10 protein-coding genes are annotated in these 13,811 nt (G+C 62.7%); 7 read left to right on the top strand and 3 right to left on the bottom strand.

Translation table 11 applies throughout. From position 1 onward, the window contains the following. Positions 1-108 precede the first annotated feature (108 nt). Positions 109-1,038, top strand: a complete 930-nt coding sequence (locus tag CO671_RS22340; protein WP_170965029.1) for a LysR family transcriptional regulator — start codon at positions 109-111, stop codon at positions 1,036-1,038. A 137-nt stretch (positions 1,039-1,175) separates the two neighbouring features. Here CO671_RS22340 and CO671_RS22335 read toward each other — a convergent pair whose 3' ends face one another. Together CO671_RS22335 and CO671_RS22330 are read right to left on the bottom strand one after the other, a co-directional pair. Beyond that, positions 1,176-2,438, bottom strand: coding sequence for a DUF3422 domain-containing protein (locus CO671_RS22335; RefSeq protein WP_097607775.1), 1,263 nt, complete (start codon positions 2,436-2,438; stop codon positions 1,176-1,178). Between the two features lie 264 nt (positions 2,439-2,702). Further along, a complete protein-coding gene (locus tag CO671_RS22330; protein ID WP_097607774.1) occupies positions 2,703-3,989 on the bottom strand; it encodes an ABC transporter substrate-binding protein in 1,287 nt (428 codons plus the stop codon). Between the two features lie 191 nt (positions 3,990-4,180). Here CO671_RS22330 and CO671_RS22325 point away from each other — a divergent pair, with 191 nt between their 5' ends. Genes CO671_RS22325 through CO671_RS22300 form a run of 6 tightly spaced genes read left to right on the top strand, consistent with a single transcriptional unit; the run spans position 4,181 to position 12,318 of the window. Beyond that, positions 4,181-6,703, top strand: coding sequence for a hypothetical protein (locus CO671_RS22325; RefSeq protein ID WP_097607773.1), 2,523 nt, complete (start codon positions 4,181-4,183; stop codon positions 6,701-6,703). A gap of 16 nt (positions 6,704-6,719) precedes the next feature. Next, a complete protein-coding gene (locus CO671_RS22320; protein WP_097607772.1) occupies positions 6,720-7,814 on the top strand; it encodes a glycoside hydrolase family 88 protein in 1,095 nt (364 codons plus the stop codon). Next, the gene (locus CO671_RS22315) at positions 7,811-9,175 is read left to right on the top strand and encodes a glycoside hydrolase family 28 protein (RefSeq protein WP_097607771.1); all 1,365 of its coding nucleotides are present in this window, start codon (positions 7,811-7,813) and stop codon (positions 9,173-9,175) included. Before CO671_RS22320 ends, CO671_RS22315 begins: the two co-directional genes overlap by 4 nt. Then, the gene (ugpC, locus tag CO671_RS22310; RefSeq protein ID WP_097607770.1) at positions 9,163-10,269 is read left to right on the top strand and encodes a sn-glycerol-3-phosphate ABC transporter ATP-binding protein UgpC; all 1,107 of its coding nucleotides are present in this window, start codon (positions 9,163-9,165) and stop codon (positions 10,267-10,269) included. Before CO671_RS22315 ends, ugpC begins: the two co-directional genes overlap by 13 nt. A 2-nt stretch (positions 10,270-10,271) precedes the next feature. Continuing rightward, positions 10,272-11,258: a sugar ABC transporter permease gene (locus CO671_RS22305; RefSeq protein ID WP_097607769.1), complete on the top strand. Its 987-nt coding sequence runs from the start codon at positions 10,272-10,274 to the stop codon at positions 11,256-11,258. Positions 11,259-11,271: 13 nt separating this feature from the next. Beyond that, positions 11,272-12,318 (top strand): carbohydrate ABC transporter permease, encoded by a 1,047-nt coding sequence (locus CO671_RS22300; protein ID WP_170965030.1) that lies wholly within the window; start codon positions 11,272-11,274, stop codon positions 12,316-12,318. Between the two features lie 238 nt (positions 12,319-12,556). Here CO671_RS22300 and CO671_RS22295 read toward each other — a convergent pair whose 3' ends face one another. Then, positions 12,557-13,708 (bottom strand): ROK family transcriptional regulator, encoded by a 1,152-nt coding sequence (locus tag CO671_RS22295; RefSeq protein ID WP_097607767.1) that lies wholly within the window; start codon positions 13,706-13,708, stop codon positions 12,557-12,559. Positions 13,709-13,811 lie beyond the last annotated feature (103 nt).

Here is a 13,811-nt window from a genome sequence, read left to right as displayed (position 1 = left end):
AGCAGGTCCGCATGCCACGAGAAACGAGGATGCTCGTTCGAAGCGGTGAATGGGGGGAGCGTAGCGGGTGCTATATTTTGCGTCTAATGAATGATACGCATTAGCGTTATGCAGAAAACGGATTTTCGTAATGTCGACCTGAACCACCTTGTCGTGCTGCGTCTGCTGCTGGAAACACGCAGCGTGACCCTCACCGCCAGGCGGCTCAATATGAGCCAGCCGGCCGTAAGCCGTGCACTGGCAAGGCTTCGCATGCTGCTCGGTGACAAGATTCTGCTGAAAGGAAAGTCCGGAATGACGCCGACGGCTCGGGCCGAAAGCCTGATTGATCCGCTCGCGAGCTTGCTCAATCAGTTAGAGAGCTTCGTTGCGCCATCTGCGTTCGATCCCGGAACCACGCAGCGCCTGTTTCGCATTGCCATGACGGATCACGCCGCGATCATCATGCTTCCCAGCCTGATGTCCATGTTCGCTCAGGAGGCGCCGAATGCGGTCATCGAGATCGTGCCGTTCACAAACGACACGTTCGTGCAGCTCGGAAGCGGACATATCGACCTTATCCTCTATACCGATCATCCGGTCCCGGAGGGGCTGATGACCCGCTCGCTGTTTGAAGAAAGACTGATCTGCTTGATGAGCACACGCCACCCGCTGCTTGCCGGGCGCGAGAACGGATCGCAGCGGAGTTTGACCCCCGAGGAGTTTCTCGCCTACCCGCACGCACTTGTGAGCGTTCCGGGCCTGCCCAGGAGCCATGTGGATGAGGTGCTTGCCAGGCAAGGCCTGGAGCGGCGTATCGCTCTCAGGCTCCCTTATTTCGCTACCGCCGCGTTCGTCTGCGCGGCGTCCGACCTTATCGTCGTGCTGCCGAGCCGGGTAGCATCCACGCTCGCAGCCGGCAGAGACCTGACACTTGTCGAGCCACCGCTGGAATTACGCGAATTCGGCTACCGGATGGTGTGGCACAGGCGCGTCCACGAAGACCCCGGAGCGATTTGGTTGCGGGACCTCATAGCAGCAAGCGTTCGAAGTTTGTAAGGTTCACGGATGCGATCACAGCATGCGCTGGGGGCGACATCGAAATCTTCAGGACTGGGAGGATGCATCCTGTCATGAAGGTGCTTTCGCACAAGAAGCGGCGGCAGGGGGCACAGGCGCAAGCGGTTGACGTCGCGTCAGTGGCTTCCGGATGTCGGAGCGTGCGGCGTGCCGGCGATGCTTCTGCGGACATGGCGAACCGCGGTCCAGACGGCGAAGAGCACGAGTGGGATGGCGCCGAGAACGGCGAGTTTCGTCACATGAGGGTCGACACCCAAGGCAGAGATGCTTTCGAGGCTGATCTTCGCCAGGCCAATAGTATAATAGGTGATGGCGATGACCGAAAAGCCTTCGACCGCCTGCTGGATATGCACCTGGATGCGCGCCCGCTCTTCCATCGAGGTCAGCAATGAGGCGTTCTGATCTTCGAGCTGAACCTGCACGGTGGTCCTGAGCAGGTCTCCGGCCAGGCTGACGCGTTCGGCCAGTTCGTCGAGGCGCCGTTCTGCCGCATAGACCGAGCGGACAGCCGGTTGGAAGCGCCGGTCGATGAACGTACCCAGCCTCTGCCTTTGTTCGACCCGCTCTTCTCGAAGCTCCGACAGCCTGCTCGCCACGATCTCGGCATAGGCTTTCGTCGCGCCGAAGCGGTGGCGGGCAAGTGCGGAGAAGTTGAGCACATCGGAGGAGAGCCTCGTCACCTCCGATAACAGCGCCTTGTCGACTTTGACGGCGCTCTGCATATGGACGATCAGGAGATCGAGGCGCTGGTCGAAGGCGGAAAGCTTCGACACGGTCTCGCGCGCCATCGGCAACGCCAGCAGCGCCATCATCCGATATGTCTCGATTTCCAGGAAACGCCGGACCATGCGGCCGGTGCGATAGGCGTTGAGGTTGCGGTTGAAGAACAGGAACTCGAGGAAGCCGCTGTCGGTCAGTCGAAAGTTCGAATGCACCTCGGCGTCGCCGCCGCCGACCCGCGAAGCGACATAGTCGAGCTTGGGTTTTTCCAGGATGCGCCCGTCCTTTTCGTCGCGCACCAGCACGCGCACGGCCGCGATGACCTTGCCGCCAATCTGGCTGCAGCAGGCTCGAAAGGCTTCCGGCGGGTTGCTGCCGGGTTCGGCCGATGCCGGCACGACGAAGGTGAGGGTCAGAAACTCGGTATGGGCTTCCCATTTCAGCCGGCCGTCGCCGACGCGGCCGATGCCGTGGTTGCCCTCGCCGGTCGTGGTCACATCTTCCAATCCCGGCAGGGAACCGGGCAGCGAGGGAGGGCCGTTCTCGCCGACGATGGCGACGTGCCAGACATCGGTGTCGCCATCGAAATAAAGCGACGGGCGCGCATGGAGCTCGTTGTGAAGTTCCCTTCGCAGCGGATGCTCGGAGCCGAGTGGCATGGAGATGCACCTCAATGGGCTGGACTGCCGCCGGTTTGCCGGCTTCAGTAAGTTGAGCCTGACGCCGGCGCGCCGCGCAGGCCGACACGCCTATAGCCGCTCGCGAAGTCCGTGTCACGACACCAAAGAACCATCCCTCCTATCCGCGCCGATCTGCCGCGGCGGCTAGCTGATCGAAAGAGGCGGCCAAAAACGATCAGCCACGGCCTGTTGCGAGGCCGTGGCTGATGCAGCGCGCAATCTGTGGGAGACAGGCGCGGCCGGTTACTTGTTGGCGGCGAGCGCCACGTTGACCTTGTCGACGTCCGCGCTCATCGCCTTGAACGTGTCTTCAAGGGAAAGTTCGCCGACGATCAGCTGGCTCATCCGCTGGACGATGAGCTGATAGATGGCGGACGAGCCCTTGAGGCGTTCGAGGTCGCGGGCTGCCTTCGGCGCGCTGTTGCGGGCCGAAAGGAAGACGGCCATGGCATCCTTGGCATTCTGGCTCTCGAGCTTGTACTGCGGATCCTTGATGTCGGCGCCGGTCAGGATGACGTAGTTTTCGGCGATTTCACGCTGGATCTTTTCAGAGCCGAGGAACTCGATGAAAGCGGCGACAGCCTCAGGATGCTTGGTGCGCTTGAAGCCGACGATCGCGGTGCCACCCGGCATCGCATAGCAGCCGGCATCGCCGCAGGGCGCGCTGATCGCCGTCCAGTCGAAGGCGTCGGCGATCTTCTTCTGGAACGGATTGACCATCCAGTTGCCGGCGAGATAGGTCACGACATTGCCGTTGACGAACTCGTCACCCATGTTCTTGTACTGGGTTCCGCCGGCAGCCCCCCACATTTCCTTCGGGAAGGAGCCGTCCTTCGTCCAGTTGTAGAGATCGGTGATGTAGTGCTTGGCGGCATCGTCCGGGAACGAGAACTTGCCGTCCTTGACGTAATTCGAGCCGTAGGAGAAGGCCGCGCCGGAGAAGCGGTGGCCCGAGCGGTCCATCGTGAAGGGGATCTGGGCGCCGGTCGCCTTGGCGACGCGAGCGGAAGCTTCGACGATGTCCTTCAGCGTGGCGGTCGGCTTCGGAAGCGGTTCTTTCGCCTGCTCGAACAGCGTCTTGTTGACGAAGGGCAGGTTGAAGGTCTGCGACGCGACATAGCCGTTGATCGAATTCGGATCGTTGACGCCGGGGAAGCGAAGCGTGTTCAGGCTGTCGCCGTGCAGCTTGGCGAAGCCGTCGGGATCTTTCATCAGCGGGCGCATGTCGAGGTAATAGGGCGCCAGCTGCCAGTCGGTGATCTTGGCGATGTCGGGACCTTCGCCGATGGCGAGCTGCACCGGCAGCTGCTTGGCGACGGCATCATAACCCGACGAGACGAAGTTCACCTTGATGTCGGGATGCGCGGTCTCGAATTCCTTGCTCAGCGCTTCCATCCGCTCGACGTAAGCCTGGTCGTCGTCGGTGAAGAGAAAGGTGATCGTCTGGGTTTCGGCCATGGCCACGCTGGACCAGGCGAAAGAAACGGTGGCCAGCGCCAGTGCGAAAGCCCCTGAGAGATAGGTTTTCATTTTCATCCTCCCATGAAAACATTTTCATCAATCGCGGCATCAGCCATCGATAAGTGAATTTCATATACTTGACATTCGTCCCGTCAAGCTATTTTCTAAGCGAATAGCGATGTTTTTGAGCAATTTTCAGAAATAACGCGCCAAAATCACCTAATGAAAATATTTTCATAGGATTGCGGAGGAGGCGATCTGTGAAAACGGAAAGCATCAAGCAGCCGGACGACATGGCGCCAGCATACGGCGTGGCCGAGGGGCAGACGATCACGGCATGGGCCGTTTCCGCCCTCATCGAGCGCTATTTTCCCGGCGAACCGGCCCCGGCCGAAGATCGCGTGAACTATCGTTTCATCAACGGTTTCGTCGATGTCGGCGACCTGCCGTGCCGCAAGGCCTTCTGGTCCAGCATGGTCGGGCGGGCGCTGGAGCCGGACACGTCCTGGCCGACCGAAAGCCTCTATCTTCCCGGTTCGAACCGCCGCGTCGAGTTTACCAGCTTCTGGCATGTGCCGACCCATGTGCAGCGATGGCTGAAGGGCACGTTCAGGACGGAAGCCCCGCGCACACTCAAGCTCGCGCTCAAGACCTGCGGCGGTGTCCGCATCTGGGTCAACGGGCAGGAAGCCGTGCGTTTCGAGCCCTTCAAGCGCAACGTCGAGAGCGCAACCGAGATAGCGCTGCGGCTGGACGCCGGCGACAACGAAATTCTCGTCCATACCGAAGATCTGGCCGAACGCGATACGACGTGGTTCTTCGAGCTCGAAATGCTGGACAAGGAACCGCTCTGCGTGCTGCTGCCGGTAGCACTCGATCAGGACGAGGTGCGCGAACTGGAAGCGCTTTCGCGTGGGGTGCGCCCGGCGCGCGACGTCTTCGTCAACCAGCCGCTGGAGATCATCTTCGACACGGCGCCCGAGCGCGACCTGCCGGTCGAACTCAAGGTCGTCGGCCATGGCCATGAGCGGCCCGTTCTCGTCCATTCGAAACTAACGCTGCGTGCCCATCAGGGCCGGCTGATCGCGGAGGATGTCTGCGGCATTGCGGATGGTTATCACGGCATCCACATGACGATCGGCTCCGGGCCAGGCTCGGTCACCCGCGTCATCGATGCCGCCTTCATGAGTAGCCTTTCGCCATTGCCGGCAGAGGCATCGCTTGCCGCCCGCAAGCGCCAGGCGCTGGAATATAGCGCCCGCTTCGGCGCCAACCGCGCTGGGCGGCTGATCGCGATGATGGAAACCGGCCATCTCGATCCGGAAAGCTTCGACCGCATCGTCGACGCGACGCTCGCCTCCATCGATGCGCGCGAGGATTGCTCCGATTTCATCATGGTGCCGCTCCTGTGGCTGCTCGGCGCCTATGGCGACCGGATGCCGGAGGCGACGGTCGAACGCATCCGCCGTTCGGTCCTCTCCTACCGCTACTGGGTCGACGAGCCTGGCAATGACGCGATGTGGTTCTGGAGCGAGAACCATGTGCTCTGCTTTCATACCAGCCAGCTTTTGGCCGGGCTTCTCTTGCCGGACGCGATCTTTTCGGCCTCGGGGCGCACGGGACGGCAGCAGGCGGAACTCGCCGTCGAGCGGCTCGGGCGCTGGTTCGACAGCGTCGAGGCGCATGGCCTGGCGGAGTGGAATTCGGCCGCCTATTATCCGATCGATTTCATCGGTCTCCTGGCGCTGGAGCGCTGGGCAGAGAGCGGGATTGCCGATCGCGCCCGCGGTCAGATCGACCTCATCTTCCGCATGATCGCCCTTCATACACTGGCCGGCGTTCCGGCCGGCTCCCAGGGGCGCGCTTACGACAAGGAGCTGCGCGCCGGCCCGCTGACCGAGCTTGCCCCCTTCGCCCAGGTGGCCTTCGGCACCGGCTGGCTCAACAACGGCGTTGCGGCACTGACGATGTTCTGCGCCGGCGATTATGAGCCGCCGGCCGATCTCGCCGAGCTGGCTTCGCTGTCGCGGGGGAGAAGCGTCGAGGCGCGCTACAGCCAGGGGCTGGAGAGCGGAAAGCTCGTGCTCTTCAAGAACGAGGCGGCGCACCTTTCGACGGTCGTAGATCACAAGACCGGCCGGAAGGGGCACCAGCAGCACGTCCTCGACATCAAGCTGGCCGGCCATCCGATGGCGAGGCTATGGGTCAATCATCCCGGCGAGGACGATCCGTGGGGCAATCAAAGGCCGTCCTACTGGGCCGGCAACGGCATCCTGCCGCGGGTTGCCCAGCATCGCGATATCGCCCTGCTGATCGAGGACACAAGCGACGCGCGGCATGCATGGACGCATGCCTATATCGGCCGCGACGGTCTCGACGATCTCATCGTCGAAGACAAATGGCTGATCGCCCGGTCGGGCAGGGGATTTGCAGCCCTCTGGGCGTCTAACGGCCTGGAACTGATCGCCGATGGGCCGACCGCCGGCCGCGAGGCGCGCTCCTACGGGCCGCTCGGCGGCTGGGCGGCCATCGTCGGATGCGGCAATGGCGACGCCTTCAAGGCCTTCCTCGAACGCCTTTGCCAGACAACGGTTGCCTTCGACCCTGCGCGCCGCCTGCTGACGCTGACGCCGCCGGGTGGCGCGGCGCTCTCTCTTTCCTATGCCGACGGCCTTTCCATCGGCGGCAAGCCCCGGCCGTTCACCCATGATCAGCCGCACCCGATCCTCACCCACGACAGTGCTGCCTCCGGCGCCGGCACTGACGGACCCTTCTATTCCTGAAACATAGGTCTCCAGCATGAACACAGCATCTGTCGATAACGCCGCCCTCCTGACGACGATTGATCGCGTGGCAACGGCTTTCAGCCGGCTCCGAGGCATCAAGGAAGGTCTCGTCAGTGGAAGCGCCACCTCCGGAATCCAGTTCGACGAGTGGGACTGGGAAGTCGGTGTCGGCCTTTACGGCTTTCTCCGACGCGCAATCTCCACCAATGACCAGAAGGCGCTACAGGAGCTCGTCGTCTGGTACAGCGGCCAGATCGAGCGCGGCCTGCCGCCGCGCCAGATCAACAGCACGGCGCCGATGCTGCCGCTCGCGATCCTTGTCGAGCATGTCGATCGTCCGGACTTTCGCGCCCTCGTCGAGGACTGGGCCGAATGGCTCGTCAAGGAATTGCCGAAGACGGAGGAGGGCGGCTTCCAGCACGTCGTCAAGGAACGCCTCAACGACGGCGAATTGTGGGACGACACGCTGTTCATGGCCTGCCTGTTCCTTGCGCGCGCCGGCGTGCTCTGCAGGCGCAACGACTGGATCGACGAGGCCGTCTACCAGTTCGTCATCCACACCCGCTATCTCTCCGATCCCGTCAGCGGGCTCTGGTATCACGGCTGGACCTTCAACGGCCGGCACAATTTCGCCAATGCCTTCTGGGCCCGCGGCAATGCCTGGATCACCGTCGCCATTCCCGAACTCTTCGATCTCGTGCCGACGCTCGGCGAGAAGGACCGGCGGTTCCTGTCGAACGTCCTCGTCAGCCAGGTGCGTTCCCTGAAAGCATATCAGCGGCCGGACGGCATGTTCACGACGCTGCTCGACGATCCCTCTTCGCCGCTGGAAACCTCGGCCACGGCGGGCATCGCCTACGGCATTTTGCGCGCCATCGATGCCGGCATTCTCGGCGAGAGCGACAAGGTCCATGCAGAGCGCGCGCTGAAGGCCGTGCTGGCCCAGATCGACGAGGAGGGCGTCGTCCACGGCGTTTCGGACGGCACGCCGATGGGCCATGACCTCGACTTCTACCGGCGCATTCCGAACCTGCCGACCCCTTATGGCCAGGCGCTGACCATGCTGCTGCTGACCGAAGTCCTTATCGAGAGCGGCCGACGCCAATGAGTGCCACCTCCCTCGTCACGATCGAGGCATTCGACGGCGACAACACCGATCGCCTGCAGACGGCAATCGACACTCTTTCAGCTTCCGGCGGCGGACGCCTGGAGCTCCTGGCTGGCATCCACCTCTGCCAGGGGCTCCGGCTCCGCTCTGGCGTCGATCTGCACCTGGCGGCCGGCGCCATCCTGCGTCCCATCCCCGACTATGCGGCCTATGCGCATACGACCGTTTCGGTGATCGCCGAAAAATCCGATCGCGGCATGATCGTCGCCAAGGATGCGCGGCGGATCGGCCTGACGGGGGAGGGACGCATCGAAGCCGGCTGCGAGAGCTTCATCATCGGAGACGACGAGAGCGTCGGCACCTTCATTCCGGCCGAATTCCGTCCGCGCGTCGTCGTCTTCGAAGGCTGCGACGAGGTCGAGATCAGTTCCATCACCATCAGCCGCTCGCCGATGTGGACGCTACATTTCGTCGGCTGCGCCGATCTTGCCGTCCGCAACGTCACGATCGAAAACGACCGTCGTCTTCCCAATACCGATGGCATCGTGCTCGACGCCTGCCGCGGCGCCGTCATCGAAGATTGCAGCATATCGACGGCCGACGACGGCATCTGCCTGAAGACCAGCATCGGGCCTGACGGTGTGGCCATCGGGCGATGCGAGAACATTCTTGTGCGCCGCTGCGCTGTTCAGAGCCTCAGCTGCGCGCTGAAGATCGGCACGGAAACGCATGGAGATGTCAGCAATGTCGTATTCGAGGACTGCAGCGTTTCGTCTTCCAACAGGGCGCTCGGCATCTTCTCCCGCGACGGCGGCCGAATATCGAATGTGAGGTTTTCCCGGATTGCCGTAGAGTGCGTGGAAACACCGGATGGTTTCTGGGGTTCGGGCGAGGCGCTGACCGTCAACGTCGTCGATCGTATCGCCGAGCGGCCTGCGGGCGCCGTCGAAAATCTCATCGTCGAAGACGTGACCGGCCGCATGGAAGGGGCGATCACCATCATCGCGGCCGCGCCGGCAGGCATCCGCAATGTGTCGCTCGCCCGGATCGCCATCGATCAGCAGCCCGGGCAACTCGGCACCGGGCGGAGCTACGACCTGCGTCCGACCAATGCCGATCTCGCGCCGAAGGCCGATGGCGGCGGACGGGCCAATGCCTGGACCCGCGGTGCGGACGGCCGCGTGATCGGCCTGCAGGACTATCCCGGCGGTATGCCGGCCGCCTACGTGGCCGGCGTTGCCGGGATCTTAATGAAAGAGGTGCGGATCAATAGGCCGACACCGCTGCCGCAAGGCTGGAACGCAATCGACGTCGTCTTCGAAACGGCGGCACCCGATGGGAGTGGGGCATGGCAGAACTGAAACTTTCCACCGTCAACAAGTCGTATGGCTCCGTCAAAGTGCTGCATGACGTCGAACTCGATATCAAGGACGGCGAGTTCGTCGTCTTCGTCGGCCCGTCGGGATGCGGCAAGTCGACCCTGCTGCGCGTCATCGCCGGCCTTGAAGAGGTCACGTCGGGCGGAATCGCGATCGGCGGCCGGGACGTCAGCGCCCTTTCGCCGGCCGAGCGCAAGATCGCCATGGTCTTCCAGTCCTACGCGCTCTATCCGCATATGAGCGTCCGCAAGAACCTCGCTTTCGGCCTGGAGAATCTGAAGTTCAAGCGCGCCGAAATCGAGGCGCGGATCGCCGAAGCCGCCAGGATGCTGGCGATCGAACCCTATCTCGACCGGCGGCCGAAGCAGCTTTCCGGCGGCCAGCGCCAGCGCGTGGCGATCGGCCGGGCGATCGTGCGCGAGCCTGACATTTTCCTGTTCGACGAGCCGCTTTCCAACCTCGACGCGGCGCTGCGCGTCCAGACCCGGGCGGAGATCACCAAGCTCCACCGCGAGATCAAGACGACGATGATCTATGTCACCCACGACCAGGTCGAGGCGATGACCATGGCCGACAAGATCGTCGTGCTGCGCGCCGGGCGGGTCGAGCAGGTCGGCGCACCGCTCGAACTCTTCGACCACCCGCGTAATCTCTTCGTCGCCGGCTTCCTCGGCTCGCCGCGCATGAACATCATCAAGGGCAAGGTCGCCGCCATCGGCGAGAGCGGTGTCGTCATCGATGTCGTCAGCGGCGGCAGGATCGTCAGCGATGTCGATCCCAAGGGCATCGCCGTCGGGCAGGATGTGCTGGCCGGCATAAGGCCCGCGCATTTCTCCCGTTCCAGCGAGAGCGGTCTGCCGTTCGTCGTCCAATATCACGAAGGCCTCGGCACCGAGACCTATGTCTACGGCAATCTTGCCGGGCAGGAGGAGCAGATCATCATCCATGAAGCCGGCCATTTCGCACCTGTTCAGGGCGACCGGATCATGATCGATGCCGATCCGGCCCGCGTTCATCTGTTCGATCCCGAAAGTGGCCTGGCTTTTGCCCGCCGATCGGGGCAGGGGAGGCGCTGACCATGGCTGCTGCTGCATTGTTCTCCCAGGCGGGCGACACGGCGATGAAGGTGGTCGAGGCGCCGATGAATGCGTTCGAGCGCCTCTTCGGCCGCAAGCGCATGCCTTGGCTGTTCCTGGCGCCGAACCTTATTCTGTTCGCCATCTTCACATTCCTTCCGATCGCCATCGCGGTCGGTTACGCCTTCACCGGCGGCACCAATCTTTTCGTCTCGGAGCGGCCCTTCGTCGGCTTCGACAACTTCCGCGCCCTGCTTTCCTGCGGCAATTACCTGCAGCCGGGAACCTGCCAGGAATCGCTGTTCTGGACGGCGGTGTGGAATACGCTCTGGTTCGTCGCATTGAACGTCACCGCCACTTTGCTGGTGGCGCTGATCACGGCGCTGATCCTCAACCGGGCGATCTTTGCGCGCGGCTTCTTCCGGGCGATGTTCTTCTACCCCGTTCTGCTGTCGCCCGTCGTCATCGGCCTGATCTGGAAATGGTTCCTCGATCGCAACGGACTGCTGAACGCCTTCTTCCAGATGCTCGGCGTTCCCCCGGAGATCTTTCTGCTCGATGTCGGCTGGTCGCGGTTCTTCGTGGTGGTGGTCTCGGTCTGGTTCCACATGGGCTTTTACACCCTGATCCTGCTCGCCGGTCTCCAGGCGATCCCGAAGGAGCTCTACGAGGCAGCCTCCATCGACGCCGCGTCGCCGCGCCGCACCCTCTTCAGGATCACGCTGCCGCTGCTGGCGCCGAACCTGCTCGTCGTCTTCATCCTTCTGATGATCAAGTCCGTGCAGATCTTTGACGAAGCTTGGGTTCTGACGAATGGCGGCGGCCCGGGCACGGCCAACAGCTTCATCGTCCAATATATCTACCAGATGGCCTTCAGCAGCGATCTTCGCCTCTTCGGCCTTGCCTCGGCCGCATCGGTTCTCATGGGGCTGGTGCTTCTGGTTCTCACCCTCATACAGCTGCGCCTCGGCAAGCGAATGGAGTCCTGAGATGAACAGCTCTATGAACCCGATCCGCTTCATGACGCGCACGCGCCGGGCCGGACGCATCGACATCACCGATATCCTGTCGTGGGTTTGGCTGATCGGCGGCACGCTCGCCGTGCTCGTTCCCGTCCTCTGGGCTGGTCTCTCCTCGCTGAAGCCGGCGGCCGAAATCACCCGCTTTCCGCCGACGCTGCTGCCGCGCGCCGCGGTGGAGCAAACCGTGCCCGGCTTCGACAAGCCGCTCAGCATCTGGCAGGTGACGATCGACGGCCAGGCGCGTGAAATGGCGATGGTCCGGCGCATCGGCCTCAAGGCGCAGATGGTCGATCCCGCCAATCCGGGACAGCCGGTCAGCGTCGACGTGAAGGGGATCACCCCGGTGCAGCACATGACCGTCGCCACCGAGAACTACACCGATCCGCTGACGCGCTTCAACTTCCTGACCTTCCTCAAGAACTCGGTGTTCGTCACCGTCGTTGCGACGCTTTTGACGCTTGTTGTCAACGCCATGGCGGCCTTTGCCCTGTCGAAATACAAATTTCGCGGCGACACGACGGTTTTCGTCATCATCATCTCGACGCTGATGATCCCGCTCGCCGTGGTCATGGTCCCTGCCTATCTCGTCATCGTCGGGGTGGGGCTTGCCGACAATCTCTGGGGCGTCATCCTGCCGACGATCGCCTCGCCGACCGCCGTCTTCCTGCTGCGGCAATATATGCTAACGATACCGGACGAGTTGATCGAGGCGGCGCGCGTCGATGCGGCGAGCGAATTCTGCATCTTCTGGCGCATCATCCTGCCCCTGACGGCGCCGGCCCTCGCGGTTCTCGCGATCTTCTCCGTGCTCTGGCGCTGGAACGACTTCCTCTGGCCGCTCATCGTGCTCAACAGCCGCGAGAATTTCACGCTGCAGGTGGGCCTCAACGCCTTCCAGGGCGAGTTTTCGGTGCAGTGGCACTATATCCTGGCGATGACCTTCCTCAGCCTGCTGCCTGTCACCGTCGTGTTCCTGTTCCTGCAGAAATACATCACGACGGGCATTGCCGGAACGGGGATGAAGTAGGCGAAGCTGGCGCATAACCCCGACCAGGGGTTGAGGCGGGAGACCCTCCCGAGCGTTGCAGCTGCAGCGCTCGCCGGCGAGGCAGATCGCCTTCGGGCCGGATTCGACATCGCACCATTGCGCGGGTAGGGCTGTGGCCTCCCGCTTTCGACAGGAGCGGTTCAGGCTCGATCGCCTGAGCCGCTTCAATGTCGTGTGAGGCAATGCCCGCAACCAGCACCCTGCTGCGGGCGAAAAATCACAAAACGGTTTCGAAGAGCGGGATCAAGGCCGCACCGATGGCGCCGGGGGCATCGATGATCTGCGCCACGGCAAGCCGCGGAACGTCGCGCAATGCGCCGTGCCGAGGCAGATTATTGAATTCGGTCCGTTCGATCAGCATTCTTGCAAGTGAATGCGGAAGCTCGCCGCCCAGCACGATCAAGGCCGGGTCGAAGATCGCGCAGATCGCGTTGATGGCCCGATTGTGGGCCGGCGTGACACGGTCGATCCACTCCTCGACGCCGTCCCAATCCACCAGATTTTCGTTCTTCAGGTCCTTCAGGGTCAGCCCCAGCCGCCCCTTGGTGCGAAGATGTTCGAGCAGTTGGTTGAGGGCGGGTCGGTCGTCGTAATCCTGACGTCCGAAGAGAACGGAGAATTCCCCGGCGTTTCCGAAGCTGCCGCGAAATGGCATGCCTCCGCAAACCAGGCCGCCGCCATAGCCATGAAGGTGGGCGATATAGGCGAAATCGGCGACATCACGGCCGACGCCGAAGATTGCTTCCGCCAAGGCAGCGGTCCTGGCGACATTGTCAGCCCAGACCGGCAGACCAAGGCGCTCTCCAAGTACGGGCGCCAGATCGATCAGCGACCAATGGGCGAGCGGCAGCGGACAGTTGAATGCCGTCTCCAGCATGCGATGGCCGGCGACCGCCAGGCCGACGCCGAGAACATCGCGCCGCCCGGCGCCACGCCGGGCAAGAATGTCTTCGACCGCCGCTTCGATTCGGTCCATCTCCAGGGATAGCGAGGAGCCGGTCTGCGGAATTTCCATATTCTCCAACGGCTCGCCGAAACCCATGAGGCAAAGGCTGATGGAGCCGACGTTGACGGAGATGCCGAGCGTCAGACACCAATCCTTTCGGAGCGTCAGCTCCGGACTCGGCGGTCCGGCGCGCCGGTTCTCCGACTGGGAAAAGACGAGCATTCCTCGCTCGTGAAGGCGTCCGACGATCCTGTGCAGCGATTGCTGGGTCAGATCGAGCGGCTCGGTCAGGTCGGAGCGCTCAATGCCGGGTGACTTCCAGATCAACCGCAAGACGTCCCGTTCATTGCGAGAAGCCACCCGCGTTGGTTGTGTGTCTTGCAGGAAATGAGGGGCGACATGGTCCAGAGGAACGTACTTCATTTTCCGATCATTTTGATTTACACTGTGAGTGTGAAGCAGGTGAAGGGGACGCTTTGCTTCTGCGGGGCAAGGAAGTCATCCGTGGTTTCGCCGGTCCTGCTTA

It is taken from the genome of Rhizobium sp. M10 (assembly GCF_002531955.1).
Taxonomy (GTDB): Bacteria; Pseudomonadota; Alphaproteobacteria; order Rhizobiales; family Rhizobiaceae; genus Rhizobium; species Rhizobium etli_C.
This window is presented reverse-complemented; position numbering and strand designations above follow the sequence as displayed.